The sequence below is a fragment of the Polyangium mundeleinium genome, from assembly GCF_028369105.1.
GTDB lineage: Bacteria > Myxococcota_A > Polyangia > Polyangiales > Polyangiaceae > Polyangium > Polyangium mundeleinium.
Window position 1 is genome coordinate 4,049,814 of sequence record NZ_JAQNDO010000001.1, and the last position, 19,858, is coordinate 4,069,671.

At 69.7% G+C, this 19,858-nt stretch carries 14 protein-coding genes; 6 read left to right on the forward strand and 8 right to left on the reverse strand.

Annotated elements, in window-relative coordinates; all coding sequences use genetic code 11:
• Window positions 1-148: 148 nt before the first annotated feature.
• From POL67_RS16245 to POL67_RS16255, 3 genes are all read left to right on the forward strand, one after another.
• The gene (locus POL67_RS16245; RefSeq protein WP_271918270.1) at window positions 149-1,855 is read left to right on the forward strand and encodes a hypothetical protein; all 1,707 of its coding nucleotides are present in this window, start codon (window positions 149-151) and stop codon (window positions 1,853-1,855) included.
• Entirely contained in the window at window positions 1,852-3,960 is a 2,109-nt protein-coding gene (locus POL67_RS16250) for an SWIM zinc finger family protein (RefSeq protein ID WP_271918271.1), read from the forward strand. The genes POL67_RS16245 and POL67_RS16250 overlap by 4 nt, the downstream gene beginning before the upstream one ends.
• Before the next feature lie 355 nt (window positions 3,961-4,315).
• Window positions 4,316-6,028, forward strand: coding sequence for a reverse transcriptase domain-containing protein (locus POL67_RS16255; protein ID WP_271918272.1), 1,713 nt, complete (start codon window positions 4,316-4,318; stop codon window positions 6,026-6,028).
• A gap of 955 nt (window positions 6,029-6,983) precedes the next feature.
• On the opposite strand, the gene POL67_RS16260 is transcribed toward POL67_RS16255, so the two are convergent.
• Window positions 6,984-8,615 (reverse strand): L,D-transpeptidase, encoded by a 1,632-nt coding sequence (locus POL67_RS16260; protein WP_271918273.1) that lies wholly within the window; start codon window positions 8,613-8,615, stop codon window positions 6,984-6,986.
• Window positions 8,616-8,773: 158 nt separating this feature from the next.
• Here POL67_RS16260 and POL67_RS16265 point away from each other — a divergent pair, with 158 nt between their 5' ends.
• Window positions 8,774-10,252: a hypothetical protein gene (locus POL67_RS16265; RefSeq protein ID WP_271918274.1), complete on the forward strand. Its 1,479-nt coding sequence runs from the start codon at window positions 8,774-8,776 to the stop codon at window positions 10,250-10,252.
• Between the two features lie 10 nt (window positions 10,253-10,262).
• Entirely contained in the window at window positions 10,263-11,399 is a 1,137-nt protein-coding gene (locus POL67_RS16270; protein WP_271918275.1) for an acyl-CoA dehydrogenase family protein, read from the forward strand.
• Window positions 11,400-11,441: 42 nt separating this feature from the next.
• On the opposite strand, the gene POL67_RS16275 is transcribed toward POL67_RS16270, so the two are convergent.
• The 7 genes from POL67_RS16275 to hxsC4 form a co-directional block, all read right to left on the reverse strand.
• Window positions 11,442-11,606, reverse strand: a complete 165-nt coding sequence (locus POL67_RS16275; RefSeq protein WP_271918276.1) for a hypothetical protein — start codon at window positions 11,604-11,606, stop codon at window positions 11,442-11,444.
• A gap of 71 nt (window positions 11,607-11,677) precedes the next feature.
• Window positions 11,678-12,433, reverse strand: coding sequence for an AgmX/PglI C-terminal domain-containing protein (locus POL67_RS16280; protein ID WP_271918277.1), 756 nt, complete (start codon window positions 12,431-12,433; stop codon window positions 11,678-11,680).
• Window positions 12,430-13,557 (reverse strand): acyl-CoA dehydrogenase family protein, encoded by a 1,128-nt coding sequence (locus POL67_RS16285; protein WP_271918278.1) that lies wholly within the window; start codon window positions 13,555-13,557, stop codon window positions 12,430-12,432. The genes POL67_RS16280 and POL67_RS16285 overlap by 4 nt, the downstream gene beginning before the upstream one ends.
• Before the next feature lie 38 nt (window positions 13,558-13,595).
• Complete coding sequence (locus tag POL67_RS16290) at window positions 13,596-14,633, reverse strand: tetratricopeptide repeat protein (protein ID WP_271918279.1); 1,038 nt, start codon at window positions 14,631-14,633, stop codon at window positions 13,596-13,598.
• Window positions 14,605-16,368, reverse strand: a complete 1,764-nt coding sequence (locus POL67_RS16295; protein ID WP_271918280.1) for a serine/threonine-protein kinase — start codon at window positions 16,366-16,368, stop codon at window positions 14,605-14,607. The genes POL67_RS16290 and POL67_RS16295 overlap by 29 nt, the downstream gene beginning before the upstream one ends.
• 52 nt (window positions 16,369-16,420) lie before the next feature.
• Window positions 16,421-17,296: a sensor histidine kinase gene (locus tag POL67_RS16300; protein WP_271918281.1), complete on the reverse strand. Its 876-nt coding sequence runs from the start codon at window positions 17,294-17,296 to the stop codon at window positions 16,421-16,423.
• Window positions 17,297-17,431: 135 nt separating this feature from the next.
• Window positions 17,432-18,469, reverse strand: a complete 1,038-nt coding sequence (gene hxsC4 / locus POL67_RS16305; protein WP_271918282.1) for a radical SAM protein HxsC4 — start codon at window positions 18,467-18,469, stop codon at window positions 17,432-17,434.
• A gap of 105 nt (window positions 18,470-18,574) precedes the next feature.
• Here hxsC4 and POL67_RS16310 point away from each other — a divergent pair, with 105 nt between their 5' ends.
• Complete coding sequence (locus POL67_RS16310; protein WP_271918283.1) at window positions 18,575-19,720, forward strand: acyl-CoA dehydrogenase family protein; 1,146 nt, start codon at window positions 18,575-18,577, stop codon at window positions 19,718-19,720.
• The last annotated feature ends 138 nt before the right edge of the window (window positions 19,721-19,858 follow it).

Here is a 19,858-nt window from a genome sequence, read left to right on the forward strand (position 1 = left end):
GCGCTCAACGCGGATCGTGGACGAACCGTTCAGGTGGAAGATTGGAAGCGGGGGTGGAAATGGTCGGGGCGGCGTTGGTGGTGTGGAAGCCCGAAGGACGTGCCCCTTGACCTCGCGCGCCTGACTTGCCTATCGTCTCGGCCTTCGCATGGCGAACGCGCGCACGCGGGCCGGATCGAACCTGCTCCTCGACGAATACTGGGAGTCGGGGGACGACCGTTTCGTCGACGAGGTCCTCTCGCTCACGGCCGGCAAGAAGCTCAAATCCCTCGCCGAACGGTGGCTCAAGGACAGCCGGCCCTTCGCGCGCCGCACGCTGCTCGCGTACATCGCCGACGGCTGCGACAGGCCGCACCACCGGCCGCTCGTGAAGAGCCTCTTCAAGCTCGCCGAGAAGGCGCACGACGACGAGCTCGTCGGCCACTTCATGGTCGCCTTCGACAGGCTCGTGGAGCGCAAGCTCGTGGAGAAGTCGCGCTACGACTGGGCGGGCCGGAGGTCGCTCAAGGTGCGCGTCCTCGTGGGCACGGGCAAACACCCGGTCCGCTTCTGGGGCCGCAACGACAGCGCGCCGCACTTCTCGAAGGCCACGCGCAACTACCTGCGCCGCCGCGTCCTGCGCTACTTCCGCGACATCGGGCGCAAGGATCCCGTCCGGTACGGCAAGGCGATCCGCAAGGCGCTCGTGCTCTACCGCGACGATCACCTGGACAAACCCGAGCGCCTGCTCGACGCGTGGAGCTTGCTCCACATGCTCTACCACGGCGCGGCGGCGCTCGATCGGCACCCCGATGGCATCCGCGTGGCGAAGGATCGATCCCTCGCCGAGCTCGAACCCGCGCCGCTCTGGCCCGAGGCGTGGCAGGGTTGCTTCGAGGACGTGCTCGCGCTCGTGACGACCGCGAAGAGCCGCACGGTGCGCGTGTTTGCGGTGGAGATCCTCAAGGCCGGCTACCCGCGTGAGCTCGGCACGCTGACGATGGCGCGCCTGCGCCCGCTCATCGCGAACCCGAACGAAGAGGTGCAGATCTTCGCGGCCGATCTCCTGCGCACGGCCGAGGGCATTTCGAGCCTCACGGTGGCCGAGTGGCTGGAGCTGCTCCAGATCGACAACCCGACGGCGCTCGGCTTCCTTTGCGAGGCCATCAAGAAGCACGTCTCGCCCGGGCGGCTCACGCTCGATCAGTGCGTGGACCTCGCGTGCTCGCCGGTCGCGCCCGTCGCCGAGCTCGGGCTCGACTGGGCCATGACCAAGAAGGCGGCCGGGGTCAAGGCGATCGAGGCGATCTTGCGCCTCGGCACGGCGCGGGCGCCGCGCGTGCGCGAGGCCGCGGCGAAGTGGGTCGTGTCGATCCTTTCGACCTCCAAGGAAGCGCGTATGACGCACGTCCGCGATCTCGTGGACGCGCGCTACGACGACGTGCGCCGCGAGGCCCTGCAGCTCTTCGAGCGCGACGTGCGTTTCAAGGACGATCCGGCGCTCTGGTCGGCGCTCTCGGAGAGCCCGTACGATGACGTGCGCGCGTTCTTGCTCGCGCACCTCGTGCAGCGTGAGAAGGCGCTCGGTCCGGCGACGCTCGAGCGGATCTGGGCGACGACGATTCTCGCGGTGCACCGCGGCTCGAAGCAGAAGCGTACGGCGCTCTCGCAGATCGCGGCGCGCATCGTGGCGCATCCAGGCGAGGCGGAGCCGCTCGTGGGCCTGCTCGGGTATGCGCTGCGCAGCGTGCGTCCGCCGGAGCGGCGCGCGGCGCTCGCGGCCGTCTCGCGCGCGGCGTTCCAGGCGCCGGCGCTTCGCAGCGCGATCGGGCGCAAGTTGCCGGAGCTCTCGCTTTTCCAGGAGGAGAGGGCGTGAACGTCGATCTCCGTTATCTGGGCAAGAGCGGCGTGCTCGGGGCGGCGCAGAGCCTGCTCGTGCGTTTTTCCCCGAACCTCGCGCGGCCGAAGACCTTCTTCGACGCCGAGCTCAAGGATGCGATCCGCTTCCGCGAGGCCATGAGCGCGCTGCACGACGTGGTCGTCGGCGACCTCAAGTTCCGGAAGAAAGACAAGACCGCGTACCAGGCGTGGAAGAAGGCGGAAGAAGAGCGCGAGGAACAGCTCAAGGCGCAGCTCTTCGATCAGGCGAAGCGCACCGAGCTCGCGCGGCTCGCGAAGGAGCCGATCCCGCCGAACCTCGACCGCGACTTCCGCAAGATGCATCGCCTCTACTGGGATGCGCGCGTCAAGTGGGCGAACGAGCTCGCGCGGCACGATCCGGAGCTCTTCCGCCACCTCGTGCCGTGCGACCCGGTCGTGACCGTCGCGCCTGACGTGGTCTTCTTCGAGTGTTTCTCCAAGGACGAGTCGAGCTACGGCTGTTTGTCCGTGGACCGCGACTCGTTCGTGGGTTCGCAGGAGGCGGGGCTCGGCACGACGAACGTCGACTACTCGATCGCGCTCTACGAACATTTCCAGACGCTGCGGAGCTACCGGAAGACGCGCCTCTCCGTGGACCCGGCCGGCTTCGACGTGAAGGTCGAGGGGCTCTCGGATTACCGCGAGGAGAAGATCGATCTGCCGCCCTCGTGGCTGCGCGGATTTGGTCAGATCCAGGCCTCGACGTGCCTGCCGAGCCGCCGCGTGGATCTGCCGGTCGAGGTCGTGTACGCGATCCTCGCGCACTTGAAGCGCCACCGCGAGAAGACGGGGCCGCGCAGCATCCGGTTCGTGCTGACGCCGGGCAAGGCGCCGAAGATCATCCTCGACCCGTGGGGGATCGAGATCCAGTCGCGCGGGCCGGTCTACGATGGTGGGCTCGAGATCGGCGGGAGCGGCGCGGGCGGCAAGCTGGGCCCGTATCGGTCGGCGCCCACGGGCCGCGAGATCACCGAGGAGGTCAAGATCTGGGGCCGGCGGCGGCTCTTCGCGCTCGCCCGCGTCCTGCCGCTCACGGAGCGCGTCGAGGTGCGGCTGCTCGGATCGGGCCTGCCGAGCATCTGGATCGCGCACATGGGCGACATGCGGCTCGTGCTCGCGCTGAGCGGTTGGACCACCAACGATTGGACGAGCGGCTCGGGGCTCGACCTGCTCGCGGGCGCCTACGAGCCGGATGCGCGCACGATGCAGCAGGCGGATCGGTTCCTCCAGAACGAGCAACGCGCGACGCTGCCCGCGATCGCCGCGGCGACGGGCGCGTCCGAGGAGAGCCTCGTGCCCGCGCTGCACCAGCTCGCCAAGCGCGGGCAGCTCATCTACGACCACGCCGATCAGGTGTATCGCTACCGGCAGGTGATGCCCGCCGTGCTGAGCGAGGCCTTTATCGGGCCGGAGCACCCGGAGCTCGTCGAGGGCCGCGCGATGGCCCGGAGCAACGCGGTGACGATCGATCGGGACGAGCTTCTCTCCGACGGCCGGCGCGCGGTCGTCGGCAAGGCGAAGGGCACGGCGTGCGAGGCGATCTTCGACGAGGACCTCGCGATCAAGAAGGCGAAGTGCTCGTGCTCGTACTTCCACAAGAGTGGCCTTCGGGCCGGGCCTTGCCGGCATTTGCTCGCGCTCAAGATGGTGCTCTCGAGCCGCGCCCTGCCGCAGGCGCCGAAGCCCGAGCCCGCGCCCGAGGCGCCGAAGGCGTCGAAGTGGTCGTCCGGCGAGAGCTTCCCGATCCCGCGCCAGATCCTCGACGACATCCGCAAGGTGGCGAACCGGAAGAACACCACGGTGTCGCGGGTGCTGGAGCAGGCGTGGGACGTGGCGATGCCGCGGATCCAGGCGGAGCGATCGTGGACCACGGCGCTTGCGCTCGCGGACGTCACGCTCGCGCGTTCGCTCGCCACGCGTGTGCCGGCGGACGCCGTGGAGGAGCGGCTCGCGCTCCCGCCCGACGTACTCGCCGAGGTGAAGCGTGTCGCGGATCGGTTCCGCGCCGAGCGTGCTTCCGTCCTCTGTCTGGCCTGGCTTCTGGGTAGGAAGTCGTTGTAGGAATGGTCTTGTCGTCTCGTTCGACGCGCTCGCGTCCAGCCTTGCAAGGAGGTCCGTCCGCCCGAGCCCACCATGCTGCGGCGTTCCGCCGTGGCGGAGTTCGTTCCCCCATGCGTCCCCGCGCCCGATTTTCTTTGGGCCCTAAAGCCCCCTACCAGCATCCACTCAGCGGACCCTTGGGTCTGGATGCCGGTAGGGGGCCTAGGGCCTCGGTGATCGGACGTGGTCCTAGGCGAGTAGTCGGGCGGACGGGCTTCCTTGGAGGGCTGGACGGCGCGTCGAACGGTGCATCAGGGATCGCTCGCCCGAGCTCTCGGGCGATGCGCATCGCAACCTCGATCTAGCGGGAGTTGCCGTGGGCTTCTGGGACAAAGTCAAGTCCTTCATCGGCACCGGCAAGTCCGGCGAGGGCGAGCCCGAGAAAAACGAGCCGGGCGACAAACCGAAGGCGGCATCGGCTTCGACGTCCCCATCGTCGTCGTCGACAAAGTCGACGACGACGGGAGCTGCGACGGCCGCGGTCGCGACGTTTACCTCGACGAGCTCCGCGTCTGCGGCGACGCCCGCCAAGAAGAAGGACAAACCGAAGCCGAAGGACCCGTACGACACGTCGGGGATCCTCGGTTTGTCGGCGGACGAGATGCGCAAGCGCGCGCTCAAGATCAACCCGTACCAGACGGCGTGGATCGGGCGCGTGGACACGATCCCGCCGCAGAGTGACGAGCGCACGGCGCTGATCGATCGGGGCCTCATCCTGCGAGGCTTGCTCACGGAAGAGCAGATCGAGGAGATCCACCGCGTCGGTGATCTCTGGCTCAAGCACAACGAGGCCGCGAGCCTGGCGACCACGGTGGCCCGGAAGAAGGCCGACGAGGCGATCGAGGAGCTGCGTCGCCAGAAGGCCGAGCGCAAGGCGGAGAAGAAGCGCCTCGCGGCCGAGCGCAAGAAGAACCACGCGGAGGCTGTCGCCAAGCGTCGCGCCGAGGACATCATCTTCCTCGGCCGCGGCGTGTCCGGCAGCCTCGGCGATCGGCGCGCGAACGTCGAGTCGCTGCAAAAGCAGGGTTTGCCCTTGCTCTCGACGCCGGCGGAGGTCGCGAAGGCGCTTGGTCTGCCGATCCCGCGGCTGCGCTGGCTTTGCTACCACAACGACGCGGTCGAGAAGCCGCATTACGTGTACTTCGAGGTGCCCAAGCGCTCGGGCGGGATGCGCCTGCTCTCGGCGCCGCACGAGGCGCTCTCGAAGGCGCAGCAGTGGATCCTCCAGAACGTGCTCGCGAAGCTCTCGGTCGAGGGCGAGGCGCATGGGTTCGTGAAGGGCCGCTCGACGGTGACGAACGCGCGGGCGCACCTCGGCCGTGGGACCGTGGTGAACCTCGATCTCTCGGACTTCTTCCCGACGATCACGTTCGGCCGCGTGCGCGGACTCTTCGAGTCGATCGGATATTCGCCCGCCGTGGCCACGATCTTCGCGCTGCTCTGCACGGAGTCGCCGCGCCGCAAGGTCGTGTACGACGGGACGACGTACTGGGTGGCCGTGGGCGAGCGAGGTTTGCCGCAGGGCGCGTGCACAAGCCCGGCGATCTCGAACCTGGTCACGCGCAAGCTCGATCGGCGCCTCACGGGCATGACGCGCAAAATGGGCTGGACGTACACGCGGTACGCAGACGACCTCACGTTTTCCGCGGCGAACGAGCTCGTGGACGATGGCAAAGGCGGCCAGAAGAAGGGCCGGGGCGACCTTGGGATCCTGCTCGCGCGGGTCCGGCACATCGTGCAGGAGGAGGGGTTCGCCATCAACCCGAAGAAGGGGCGCGTGCAGCACGCGGGCGGGCGGCAAGAGGTCACCGGAATCGTGGTGAACGACAAGCTCGGGATGCCGCGCGAGGAGGTCCGCAAGCTCCGCGCAATCCTGCACGCCGCAAAGAAGACCGGGCTCGCCGCGCAAAACCGCGAGAACATCCCCCATTTCGAGGCGTATCTGCAGGGGAAGATCGCCTACCTGAACATGGTCGACCCCGAGCGGGCGATGCAACTCGCGAAGGCATTCCTCGAAATTCCACGCTGACGCACCGGTCTCAGCGGGGAAGCGCCGCGCCGGGGCGCCGCCCCGGACCCCGCGGGGGGCTGTCCGCCCCCTCGACCCCGGACCAGCCAGGGGCTGGACCCAGGGTTGAAAAACTGCGCTCCGCGCAGTTTTTCAAACAGGCCGACGAAGAAGCCGGGTCGCCAGCAGAACCCGCAGCGCGGCTGTCTCGGTTGGCAGGGTCGTTGCCGGTCTTGACCGGGCCTGTTCGATGAACTGCGCATCGCGCAGTTCATCGAGCTTGGGTCCAGCCCCTGGCTGGTCCGGGTGCAGGGGCGGACAGCCCCTGCTGGGGCCTGGGGCAAAGCCCCAGCGAGGCGGCTTCGAGAGGAGACCCATGCGCAGGGCCGTGATCCACCCCCGCTCCGCGACCCAAAGCGGCCAGGTGACCCCGTCCCTCTCCCGCTCCGCGTCCATCCCACGCGAAGGACGCTTCGATCCTCCCCCGCGCTGCCACCGTACACACCAAGCCGAGCCGTGATCCTCCGGTGGTCACGCCATGTTCCCCGGTGGGACGTCCCGTCCCTCCCGTGGTCACGACGCGCGCGGGGGCAGGCGAGCCGTGATCCAAGCCCTTCGACGAAGCGCGCGGGGCCAGGCGAGCCCCGCCGCGCCCGGGGCGCTGCCCCGGACCCCGCGGGGGGCTGTCCGCCCCCTCGACCCCGGACCAGCGAGGCGCTGGACCCAGGGTTGAAAAACTGCGCGGTGCGCAGTTTTTCAAACAGGCCGACGAACAACCCTGGTCGCCAGCAGAACCCGCAGCGCGGCGGTCTCGGTTGGCAACGCCGCTGCTGGTCTTGACCGGGGCCTGTTCGATGAACTGCGCGGAGCGCAGTTCATCGAGCCTGGGTCCAGCCCCTGGCTGGTCCGGGTCCAGGGGTGGACAACCCCTGGTCGGGGTCCGGGGTGAAACCCCGGCGCAATGCTGTGGCTGGCTCTACCGCCGGATCCGCACGATCGTGCTCTGGCCGAAGGCCTGCACGGCGCGCATGCCGTGCCAACCTTCGGGCACGGTGGGGTCGGTCCAGTCGAAGACCCATTTGGCGTCGATGGGCGCGAGGTTCACGCAGCCGCCGCTCTTCGGCTCGCCCCAGGCGTCGTGCCAGTAGGCGCCGTGCAGCGCGTGCGGGCCGCTGAAGTTCAGGACCCAGTTCACCTCGGCATGCACGAGGTTCTCGTCCGAGCTCGACACCATCGACGCTGTGCGGAACTTGCCGTCGACGCGGAAGAGGCCGACGGGCGTGGAGGCGGTCTTGAGCGGTTCGATGCCTGGGTACGGGACGCCGCCGCGGCCCGGCGAGATCATCGTCGCATAGACCGGGCGCAGGCCCTCGTAGGCGACGAGCGTGCCATTCAGGACGCGCACGTCGACCCATTTGCTCTTCGTCGGATCCTTGTCGGCGAGCCAGGGCGCCTCGGTGACGGCTTCGACGATCTGCGCGTCTTCGGCGAGGACGTAGACGTCGCTCTCCTTCGTCTCGACGAACGCCTTGCCGTCTTGCTCGATCCGTGTGCCGGTGAGGCCGACCCAGCCGAGCCGCGGGAACGTCTCGTCGGTCTGCACGAGCTTGCCGCCGGCTTCGCGTTTCCATTTCGGGCGCGGCTTCTGGCGGAAGAAGGCGAGCGGCAGCTTCACGTCATCGCCCAGCGAGACGCCGTGGAACGTGGAGCGCGGGTAGGGCTTGAGGCGATCCTTCGGGAGGATCGCCTGGTCTGCCGTGAGGACGAACGTGCGGCCGCCGGACTCGAAGGCGCGCACGAAGGCGATCGTCGAGCCGAGCTGGACGAACTTGCGGTTTTCCCGGACGAGCGGGCCAAATGGCACGAGCTCGGGCGGGCCCTCGCCGGACGGGGCGAGGTCGACGCCGACGAGGGCCTTGTCGATCGCGGCGATCGCGGCCGTGTCTCCTGCGGCGGCGCGCGCTTTTTCGACCTTGGCCTCGTGTTTTTCGAGGTCCCATTCCGCCTCGCGTTGCTCGGCGCGCGTGGGGATGTGGTCATAACGCGGAGCGCCAATGGATTCGCCGTACTGGTACGGCCAGGGCGAGCTCACATCGGCTGCGTCACGCCGCAGGATGACGATCGCGGGGTCCTTTTCGTCGAGGGTCGCGGTGGCGCCTGCGCAGACATAACCGCGCGGTTCGACCGCGTACCAGGCGTCGCAGCCGCCATACCCCTTGATGTGGGCGGCCTCGACGCTGCCGCCTTTGAGCGGCACGGAGCTGCCGAGCGCGAGGTATCCGATCCAGGCGCGGCTCGCCCCGGGCTCGGGGTGGATCCAGGCAAACCGCCCTTTCGACCAGATACGCGGCGCGGCGGGCGCTGCGGCGGGCGCAGAAGCGGCGGCGGGCGCGGAGGTGGGTGCGGCGGTGGACGCGGTCGCGGGAGCAGCGGGCGCGGTCGCGGGGGGCGCCGGGGGCATCACTTCGGCCGCGGGGCTCGGGCCGGGCGCGGCCTCGGTTTTTGCGCTCGAGCAACCCGCGAGCATGCCGAGGGCGAGGGCGGCGAGGCCCGTACATGACGCACCGTGGACGAACGCGGAGGGCCTGGGAGCAGAGGCGCGAGGCATGGCGGGGAGCGGCACGGGCCGTTAATGACTCCCCAGTTACGCGTTTGACGCCCGGTCTGCAAAACATTTAACATGCCAAGGCCTCTCCACGGGAAGGGAGAGCCATTTGGGGCTGCCCGCGCGCGGGGCGGTTCGTGTCGTCGAGGAGGCGCCGTCCGATGAGCTTGGGGCACCGTTACCATGGGCGGATCGTCTTGATCGGATCGTTCGTCGCGGCGTTGTTCGCGGCGTGCGCGCAGGGCAATCACATCGATCAAACCGGCGGCGCAGGCGGCGGAGGCGGCGCGGGCGGCGGGGGCATTCCGCCGGGCCAGATCGGCGGCCCGTGCAGCGACGACACGCCTTGCGAGCAGGGCGAGTGTACGGTCGTCGGCGCGAACAAGTTCTGCACCGTGCCGTGTCCGCCCGGCTGCCCCGAGGGGACGTACTGCGCGCTCATCAACGGCGACTCGATCTGCGTGCCCGATCTCGGCAGCCAGTGCCTGCCATGCACGACGGTGCTGCAATGCCTGATCCCCTCGGATGCGTGCTTGACCGCGCCCGCGGGAGATCGCTTCTGCGCGCGGGATTGCACGACGGACGGCCAGTGCCCGAACGGCTTCACGTGCCTTGAAGGCGCGAAGTATCCGCCGAAGCAGGGAGGCGAGATGCCGGACGCGGGGCCGCCGGACGACGCGGGCACCTCGGGCGACGCGGGGGATGGCGGGCCGGAGGACGGCGGCGTCGACGGGGGGCCGCCGAAGCCTCCGCAGGGGCAAGCCCACAAGTTCTGCGTGCCCAACGTGCCGTTCTCGTGTCCGTGCAACGAGAAGCGGGACGGGGTCGAGAAGGATTGCTCGAACTCGAACCAGTACGGCACGTGCACGGGCGTCGAGGCGTGCAACGCCGCGTCGAGCTCCTTCGAAGGATGCACGGCGAAGGTCCCCGCGGCCGAGACGTGCAACGCAGAGGACGACGACTGCGACGGGATGACCGACGAGGGCGAGCCGAACGTGCTCTGCAGCGAGGAAGGGCCGGTGCCGCCGCACGCGTCGTGGACCTGCTCGCCGCAAGGCACGTGTGGGCTCGGGCCGTGCGAAGTGGGGTGGGCGGCCTATCCGCCCGGCCCGATCGCGAACGGCTGCACGTGCCCGGTCGAGATGGGCGAGCCGAACGACCTCTGCGCGAACGCGACGCCCGCGGGCAGCGTGAGCGATACCGACGGGAGCAGCATCACGATCACGGGCACGCTCGGCGGCGCGACGGACGTGGACGTGTGGTCGTTCGACACGGTGGACACGAACGAGCTCACGACGAACGCGTACCACGTGAGCATCGATTTCGTGGTCCCGATGCCGAACAACGAGTTCGTGATCGACGTGATCCGCGGCGAGGCGTGCACGGACACGCCCTCGGGCGGCTCCGCGGGGATCACGTCGTACGACTGGTGCGTCGACGGGAAGTCGGCGGATGGCCTTTCGGGCGAGGTGCCGTGCGCGAACGACGGCTCGCAGACCGTGCACTGCAACAACAACTCCACGAAGTACTTCGTGCGCGTCTACCGCAGGCTCGGCGCCCCGGGGACGTGCACGCAGTACAGCCTCCTCGTGACCGCGAAGGGCGGCGATCCTTGCGATTTCACGCAGAAGTGCCAGTAACGGCCTGACCATGGACCTCGAGCCGAACGAGACCGAGGCGCTCGTCCAGCGCACGGCCCGCGACTACGCCGAGCGGGTGATCCGGCCCGTCGCGGCCGATCTCGACCGTGACAAGGACATCCCGCGCGACATCCTGCGAGGGCTCGCCGATCTCGGCCTGATGGGCGTGAACGTGCCCGCGGCGCTCGGCGGGGCCGAGGCGGGCGTCGTGGCGTACGCGCTGGCGATGATGGAGATCGCGCGTGCGTGCGCCTCCACGGCCGTGACGATGAGCGTGACGAACATGGTCGCGGAGGTGATCGCGCGGTTCGGCACGGAGGCGCAGCGCGCGACGTACGTGCCGCGGATCTGCGCGGGCGAGTACGCGGCCGGGTCGTTCGCCCTGAGCGAGCCGGAGGCAGGCAGTGATCCCGGCTCGATGCGGACCGTGGCCGAGCGGACCGAGGATGGCTGGGTGCTGCGCGGGCAAAAGCAGTGGATCACGAACGGCGCGTGGGCGGGCGTGTTCGTGGTCTGGGCGCGCACGGGCGGGCCGGGGACGCGTGGTCTGTCGGCGTTCCTCGTGGAGGGCGGGACGCCGGGGCTCCGGTGCGGCCGGCCCGAGGACAAACTGGGGCTGCGCGCGTCGAACACGGTGCCGATCGAGCTCGACGACTGCAAGGTGCCGGCGGACGCGCTGCTCGGCAGCGAGGGCGAGGGCTTCAAGATCGCGATGATGGCGCTCGACGGCGGGCGCATCGGGATCGCGTCGCAGGCCGTGGGCATCGCGACGGCGGCGCTCGAGGAGGCCACGCAGTACGCGCGCGAGCGCAAGCAGTTCGGCCGGTCGATCGGCGACTACGAGGCGATCCAGTGGTCGCTCGCCGATGGCCGGACGGAGCTCGACGCGGCGCGGGCGCTCACGCTGCGCGCGGCGTGGCTCAAGGAGAAGGGGCGGCCGTTCTCGGCCGAGGCGGCGATGGCGAAGCTCTACGCGAGCGAGGCGTCGAACCGGATCTGCCAGCGGGCGCTGCAGATCCACGGCGGCTACGGCTACGTGCGTGACTTCGCGGTGGAGCGTCACCTGCGCGACGCGCGCGTGACGACGATCTACGAGGGGACGAGCGAGATCCAGCGGATCGTGATCGCCCGGAGCGCGACGCGCTGAAGGCGTGAGCGCAACCCGTTGGGGATCCAACGGGTTTGTCCGTCAGACGAAGATCCGCGTCAGGACGAAGATGACGACCGCGATCACGGCCCCGAAGAGGAGCGTGTAGAGCAGGACGCGCTTCAGGATGACGCGGAGCTTGTTCTTGAGGAGCGTCTTGACGAGCTTCCAGAGGAGGCCGAGGACTTCACGGATGAGCTTCCACACGCGGAGATCCTAGCGCGGCTCGGCGCGCCGTGCCTCAAGGCCGAACACTTCTTCACGGGGCCGGCGAGGGCTCACTCCGCGACGAGGGACACCTTGCCTGCGTAACTTCCAGGCGACGGGAAGCTCATGCCGCGCAGCGCTTCGACGATGCACGTGGCCGCGGCATCGCCCTTGGGATCGGCGCTCGACACGCCCACGGCGAGGGGCTTGCCGTCGGTGTCGAGGTACATCGTGGCCTTGATCGGGCCCGCGCCCTGGCCCGCGCGGCACGTGGCGAGGGCTTGCTGGGCCTTGGGGAGCTCCTTGCCCAGGCGACCCGGGTCGAGCGAGACGGGCGGACGCTCGTCGGCGCTCGGGTCGAAGGAGAAGCCGCCCTCGGCGAGGCCTTCCTTTCCACCCACGGGAGAAGGCCAGCTCGCGCCGCGCAGCGCGCCCAGCATGCACGACTCGGTGTCGCGATCGCCGAGCGTCGACTCCTTGAGATACGCGACGGTGGCCGTTCCGCCCTGCGCGATCCGCAAGGCGAAGCGGATCTCGCCGCCCATGAAGGGGATGCGGCGCACGCCGTTGTGGAAACACGCGCTGAGTTTGTCCGAGGTGCGCTGCAGCGTCGATTGCACCTTGTCTTGATCGAGCGCGCCGATCTCGGCTTCGAAGTTGGCGCCGCCGCTCCCGCCGCTCGTCGAGGTATCCGTGCCGCCCGTGTCCGGCGGCTTGTTCACCGCCACCTCGCCCCCGCAACCCGCGAGCGAGGCGAGCGCCGCGAGCGCGGCGATTCGGGCCCGAAGAGAACCAATACCCAGGCTTCTTTCGTTGCTCTTCATCATGCCTTCAACATGGTTTGCGCGATGATCGATCGCTGCGTTCCGCTGCTCTCCTCGACGAGCTCGGTGGTGCGCGCGTCGCGGAAATGACGTCCGAGGCCCTCGCTCGCGCCTCCGCCGCGCGCGCCGAGGATGTCCATGGCTCGGTGCGCGACGCGGGTCGACATCTCGGAGGCGAAGAGCTTTCCGATGGATCGCTCGGCCGAGGAAGGCGCGCCGCGATCCGCGAGGTGCGCGGCGCGCAGCACGAGCAGGCGCGCGGCCTCGATCTCGACGGACATGTCGGCGAGCTGCGCCTGCACACCGAGCAGGCCCGGCGTCTTCACGCGATCCTGCGTGCCCTTCACGTGCGCCGCCGCCTTCTCGAAGGCCGCGCGCGCGACGCCGATCGCCTCCGCCGCGACGGCGATCCGCGCGTCTTCGAGCGCCGCCGTGGCGATCGCCTGTCCCTCGCCCGCCGCGCCGATCACGTCGGCCGCGTCGACACGAACGCCGCGCGCGCGCAGCAGGGCCACGCCTGCCGCGCGCCGGCCCACGCCCGCCTCCGCGGGCACGACGTCGAGCCCTGGTGCACCCTTCGGGACGAGGAGCGCGACGAGGCGTGGATCGTTCGGGGCGCGGTTTGTCGCCGCAAACACCAGGAAAACGTCTGCCGCGGGGCCGAGGATCACAGGGCCTGCTTCGCCATCGAGGACGAACCCACCGTCGGCGCTGGGCTCGGCGAAGAGGGAAGCGGGCTCCGCGGGATCGGGCATCGCGGCCGCGCCGAGCGAGGCGCCGCGCGCGAGCGGGGCTAGGTGCTTCTGTTTTTGCGCGTCGCTGCCCGCGTGGAGGAGCGTGCGCGCGACGAGCGCCACGTGTGTGCCCGCGATCGCCGCCGAACTCGCGCACGCCGCGGCGATCTCCTCGATCACGAGCGCGAGCGCGACGAGGTCACCGCCGGATCCGCCGTGCTCCGCGGGGATCGTGAGGCCGAGCAGGCCCGCGTCGCCGAGCGTTCGCGCGTGTCCCTCGGGGAGGCGCGCGTCGTGATCGATCTCGGCGGCCCGCGGCGCGAGATCACGCGCGGCGAGGGCGCGCGCGGCTTCCTGGAAACGCTTTTGCTCGTCGGTGAGGTCGAAGTCCATGGCAGGTCGCAAGAAACGGGGTTTTTCCGGTGGCGGGCTCAGAACGTGCCCAGGATCGAGGCGCCTCCGCCGTGGGGGCCGAACGAAGGAACGAGCCACGCGCGTGGCGCCTCGGGGCCGGGCTCCTTCGGCGCGGAGCGCGAGACGAAAAACAGCACGACGCCCGCGGCGAGGGCCGCGCCGCCCACGCCGAAGCCGATCGTCGAGGCGAGGGCCTTCGTCTGCGCACCTTCGATGAGGGCGAATCCCTCGGCGTTGCACTTCTTTTCAGGGCAAAGCGGATCGGCCTTCCCCACGTCGCTCGACGCGAGCCCGCCGAACACCGCGCCGACGCCGAGCGCGGCGACGCCCACGCCGCCCGCGACGAACGCCGCGATGCGCAGGCCGTTCGTGCCGGATGCGGCGGGAGGCGCGTCGCTCGTCTCCTTCTCGACGGGCTTCACGTTCGGAGCCGCCACGAGCGCAGGCACCGAGACGGTCTTCGCGTCGGCGTCCTTGCCGACGACGATCTTCGTGGACCACGACAAGAACCCGGGCGCGGTCGCTCCGATCGTGTGCTCGCCGGGATCGACGGGGATGGGGTCGCCGAGGAGCGCGGCCCCGACGACCTCGCCGTTTCGTTTGATCACGAGGCCCGCCGCGGGCGTTTCTGCGTCGATGCGCAGGCGCGAGAGCTTGGGGGCGAGCTTGCCCGCGAACTCCTCGGCGATCCGCAGGCGATCGGTGTCGCCCGTGGCGTGCGCCAGGGTCGCGGCTTCCTTGTACCGCGCCCACGCGGTGGCGGTGCGGCCGAGCTGCTCGTTGCAGAGCCCCAGGTTCAAGAACGCGCCGACCGAGGGATCGAGCCGCGAGCTCTCCTCGAACTTGGGACACGCCTCCGCGGGTTTGCCCTGGTCCATGAGCTCACGGCCGCGCACGAAGGCTGCCTCGGCGATGGCTTTCTTGTCGCCGCCCTGCGCGGCCGCGGGGCCCGGAGCCAGCGCGATCGCCGCCACGAGCGTGAGCGCGGCGGCGAGGGGCCTCCGAGGGGCGCGGGCCCTCGGGGCGCTAGCGGCGCGTGAAAGCGGTGTTTGCATTTTTCTTCGTCGTGCCTGGCGGCGCCGTCGTGGCCTTGCTCGTGGGCTTCGGGCCCGGCGGAGGCGTCGCGGGCGCGCTCGTGGAGGCGCCTTCTGCCGGCGACGCGGAGGGCGACGCGGAGGGCGACGCGGAGGCCGAGCCGCTCGGCGGGGCCGTGGATTCGGGGGTGCTCGCGAGCGCCGAGGACATCGACGAAGCCGTGATCACGGGCGCGGGGATCGCGGGCGCCTCCTCGGGCACTCCGGTGGCGATCGGCGTCGTGGAAGAGGCTTCGACGCTCGATCGGAACAGGAACACGAGCACGCCGCCGAGGATCCCGATGAGCGCGCCGAGGCCGAGCGCGACAAACAGGAACGATCGACCCGCATCGGGCGAGGGCGGCCGCGTCCGCGCGGCGCTGGCGAACGCGGCGGCCGCGTGCGCGCTCCGCGGGCCCGTGTAGAGATCGGCCTCGATGCGGCTCAGATCGGGCTCGATCACGTCGAGCGGCGGGGTTTGCCCGAGCGCGAGGATGGTCGGCCCGGTCGTCGTGCCCGGCGGCGGGAGCTCCGGCGCGGACGCGATCTGCACCGGCAGCGGCATCGTCTTGTGCGCGGTCTGCGCAGCGACCTCCGCGGGCGGCGGGGTGGAGGCCAGCGTGGAGCTGATGACCGAATTGCGTCGCCCCGAGTTGCGGAGCGGCTCCGTGCTCGGGACCTCGGTCCATTCGGCGATCCCGCGCGCGTCCGGCGCCTGCATCGCAGGCAAGGTCGGCTGGGAGGGCAGGCGCGGGGACTCGCCGGGCGCGCCGACGGCGGGCGGCGGAAGACCGGCCATCCGCGCGACGCGGTCGAGGGTGCTCTGCGAGCGCAAGGGCGCGTAGGGCGCGAGCGCGACGGCAAACTCGGCGATCGACTGGTACCTTTGGTTCTTGTCGCGCTCGTAGGCGCGCTCCATCCGCGCGGCGAGGTCGGCCGAGAGGTCGGGACGGAAGTCGCGGAGCGGGCGCGGCGTGCCCGTGAGCACCGCGGCGCAGAGGTTGGGCAAGGTCTCCGCGTAGAAGGGCTGCGTGCCCGCGATGAGCTCGAAGAGCGTGATGCCGAGCGAGTAGATGTCGGTGCGGTGATCGACGCCGCGTGTCTCCTGCATCTGCTCGGGCGACATGTAGAGCGCCGAGCCCATCGCGGTCGCCGTGCGCGTCAGCGCGTGATCGCCCGGCGCGCCTTGCATCTTCGAGATGCCGAAGTCGAGCAGCTTGACGAGCGGCGATCCGTCGCGGCGGCTCGCGAGGAAGAGGTTCGCGGGCTTCAGATCGCGGTGGACGATGCCGTACGAGTGCGCCTCGGCGATGGCCTCGCAGGCCTGCAGGATGTAGTCGATCGCGTCGGGCACCGCGAGGACGCCGTCCTTGAGCTGCCTGGCGAGGTCCCGGCCGTCGAGGAACTCCATCACCATGTACGGCGCGCCGTTCTCGAGCGTGGCCACGTCGAGCACACGGGCGACGTGCTCGCTCTTGATCTTCACGGCGGCGCGCGCCTCGCGCTGGAAGCGCGCCGAGGCCTCGGGGTGCTGCGCGTACTCGGGCAGGAGGAATTTCAGCGCGACCCGCTCGTCGAGCGCGACGTGCCGGGCCTCGACCACGTATCCCATGCCACCTTGCCCGAGCACACGCTCGACGCGGTACTTCTGAGCGAGGAGGGTGCCCGGTGCGACGGCGGTGGCCGGCGAGGCATGGGGAGACGCATTCGACGTCACGGACCTGGGCCCATGATGGCGCCCACCGCCCTCGGACGGCAAGGACGTTCTCTCACGTGCAGAGCGGGAGATCGAAGCGCACAGCCGTTCCCTTGCCGAGTTCGCTCTCGATCTCGATGTATCCGCCGACGGCCTCGAGGAGGGTCTTGACGACGGAGAGACCGAGGCCCGTGCCTTTGCCCGAAGGTTTCGTCGTGAAATAGGTCTCGAAGACACGCGCGAGGATCTCGGGCGAGATGCCCGTCCCCGCGTCCTCGACGAGGCAGACCGCGCGCCCCGACTCGCGGTTCTCGCTCACCTCGATGCGGATGAGCCGCCCCTCCGGCGGCTGCTCGATCACCGCGTCCGCGGCGTTCGTGATGAGGTTGACGAAGATCTGTTCGAGCTTCGTGCGGCTCATGGCCACGCGCACGGGCGCCGGCGGCGCGTTCGTCATGATGCTGACGCGCTTCGTGCGGCCCGAGACGTGGAGCATCGAGAGCACGCCCGAGATGACGGTCATCAGGTCGAGGACCTCCTGCCGATCCTGGCTTGGCGTGCCGAGGTGCAGGAGGTTCCGCGCGTGCTCGGTCAGGTGCGCGACGCCGCGCTCGAGGGCCACGAGATCATCGGGCTCCGGCGGCTTGCCCGCGTGGGCGCGCATGCGGATGAAGGTCGCGGTGTGGGTGAGGACGGCGGCGACGTTGTTGAGCTCGTGCCCGACGCCCGCGGCGATGGTGCCGAGCGTGGCGAGCCGGTCGGCCTGGAGCAGGCGCGCGCGCGTGCGCTCGAGCTCCTCGATGAGCCATTTGCGGTGCCCCTCGGGATCCTGCGGGATCGGCGGCACGTCGCTCTTGCGGCCCCCCACGATCACGCTCGAAGGGCCCAGGCTGTGCGGGCCCGAGTGCGGGCCCGAGTGCGGCCCCGAGTGCGGGGCGCTCTGGAACATCGGACGTGGGGGAGGGGCCGGCGGGAGGGGGGGCCCGTTCGAAGCAGGGGATCCCTGCGCTCTCACCCCGCCCCGTACGTCGCTTTTGCCGTCACTCATGCCTGCACGGCGATGGTAACACGTTTGGCCAGGGGATCACTGAGCGTTTGGGGTCCCAAGGATCGGCTCGAACTCGTCCCAGCCGTACCGCTTGAGGTAGTTGCGCCAGACACCCTCGCATTGCGGCCCGTATTTGCACGTTCCGCACGCCTGCCGTTTGTCCCGCTGGGCCTCGTCGAGATCTTGCCGTGTGACGAGGACGAGCCCCCGGCCACGCCCGTCCGCGGCACGCTCGGGCGCGCGCGCCGCGTCGAGGTTTGCCTTATCGCCGAGGTCGAAGTGCCGGTAGCGCTCGACGTACCCGCGGTTGAAGTCGGCGACGCCCTCCGTCGTGCAGAGCGGGATGTCCACGAGGAACGCCATCGGCCGCGCCTCGCCGACCTCCGCGAGGAAGCGCCGGAACGCGTCGGCGGTGTCCGTGTAGCGCGGGAAGATCTGCTCGAAGTACGTGTCCGCGCGGCCGTTCGCCTGCATCACGTTGAAGACGACCTGATCGACGCCGCACTGCCGCAGGAAGCGGTAGATGTCGAGCATGTGCGGGAGGTTCCGGTCCGTGAGCACCGTCGAGGTGTGGAGCTCGACGCCGAAGCGCTTGAGCTTGGCGATCGAGGCGAGGCCGGCGGCGGTCTGCTCGAAGCTGTCGGGGGTGCGGGTGAGGCCCTCGTGGAGCTTCTTCGTGTGGCCGTGGATCGAGACGTAGAACCGGTTCATCCCGGCCTTCGCGAGCAGCGCGGCGTAGGGCAGGTGCGAGAGGCGCCGGCCGTTCGTCATCACGCTGATCTTGCGGTAGCCGAGGCCCTTGGCCATCGACACGAGGTCGGGTAGCTCGGGGCGCGTCGTGGGTTCACCCGAGGTGAAGCAGACCTCCTCGGAGCCCTGGTTCTGCTCGAGGATCCACCGCACGCGCTCGGTGGTCATCGCCGAGTTGTTCACGTAGCGGCCGTCGCGATCTTCCTCCATGCAGAAGATGCAGTTGTTGTTGCAGACGGCGCCGATGGAGACGTGGATACGCTCCTCGCGGGTGGAGAGCCGCTCCGCGATGGTCGGCTCGGCAGCGTTGGCTCCGTCGGACAAGCGTCGGCCTCGGGAAAAGCGTCTTCCAGCGCGTGGCGTGTGTCAACCGATTCCGCTCCCTTCCGGATGGACGCGGGCTGGGAGGTTTGGTAGCCCGTCATTCAAATGGAAAGAAACCTTTTCCGCGAAGAGCACGAGCTGTTCCGAACGTCCTTCCGCCGGTTCATCGACCGCGAGGTCAAGCCGCACCAGGAGCGGTGGATGGAGCAGGGGAGCGTCGACCGCGAGGCGTGGCGCAAGGCGGGGGAGGGGGGCTTCCTCTGCCCGTCGCTCGATCCGGCCTACGGCGGCGCGGGCGGTGATTTCCTCCATTCGGTGATCGTGATCGAGGAGATGGCCCGGGCTTACGACGCCGGCTTCGCGATGTCGCTGCACTCGGACGTCGTGGTGCCGTACATCGAGACCTTCGGCACGGAGGAGCAGAAGCAGCGCTGGCTGCCCGGCTGCGCGTCCGGGGAGATCGTGACAGCGATCGCGATGACGGAGCCGGGGACGGGCAGCGATCTTGCGGGGCTCGCGACGACGGCCGTGCGTGACGGCGACCATTACGTCTTGAATGGGGCGAAGACGTTCATCTCGAACGGCATTCTCTGCGACATCTGCATCGTGGCGGCGAAGACGGATTCGAATCCGGAGAACGCGCACCGGGGCATCAGCCTGTTCGTCGTGGAGGCGGGGACGCCGGGGTTCGTGAAGGGCAAGAAGCTGCGCAAGATGGGGCTGCCCTCGCAGGACACGTCGGAGCTCTCCTTCGAGGATTGCCGCGTGCCCGTGAAGAACCTCCTCGGCGAGGAGGGCGGGGGGTTCGTGATGCTGATGAAGAAGCTCCAGCAGGAGCGGCTCGTCGTGGCGATCGGGTGTCAGGCGGGGGCGGAGCGGATCCTCGAGGACACGGTCGCGTATTGCAAGGAGCGCAAGGCGTTCGGCAAGCCGATCGCGAAGTTCCAGAACACGCAATTCAAGCTGGCCGAGTGCGCGACGAAGGTCGAAGTGGGCCGCACGTTCCTCGATCGCCTCATCGCGGAGCACGTCGCGGGCAAGTACCTCGTGAAGGAGTGCTCGATGGCGAAGCTCTGGCAATCGGAGATGCTCGGCGAGGTGGTCGACGAGTGCCTGCAGTTCTTCGGTGGGTATGGCTACATGCTCGAATACCCGGTGACGCGGGCTTACATGGATGCGCGCGTGCAGCGGATCTTCGCCGGGACGAACGAGATCATGAAGGTGATCATCGCGAAGCAGATGGGGCTCTGAGGGGGGCGAGGGGCCATCGTCCTTCGTCCTCGACGACGCGGATGACGCGTTCGAGGCGAAGACGCGACCGCGCGTGCGATCGTCGGCAGCCCGACGAGCCACACCAGGAGGGGCACCCATGCAACACCCCTCACCGAC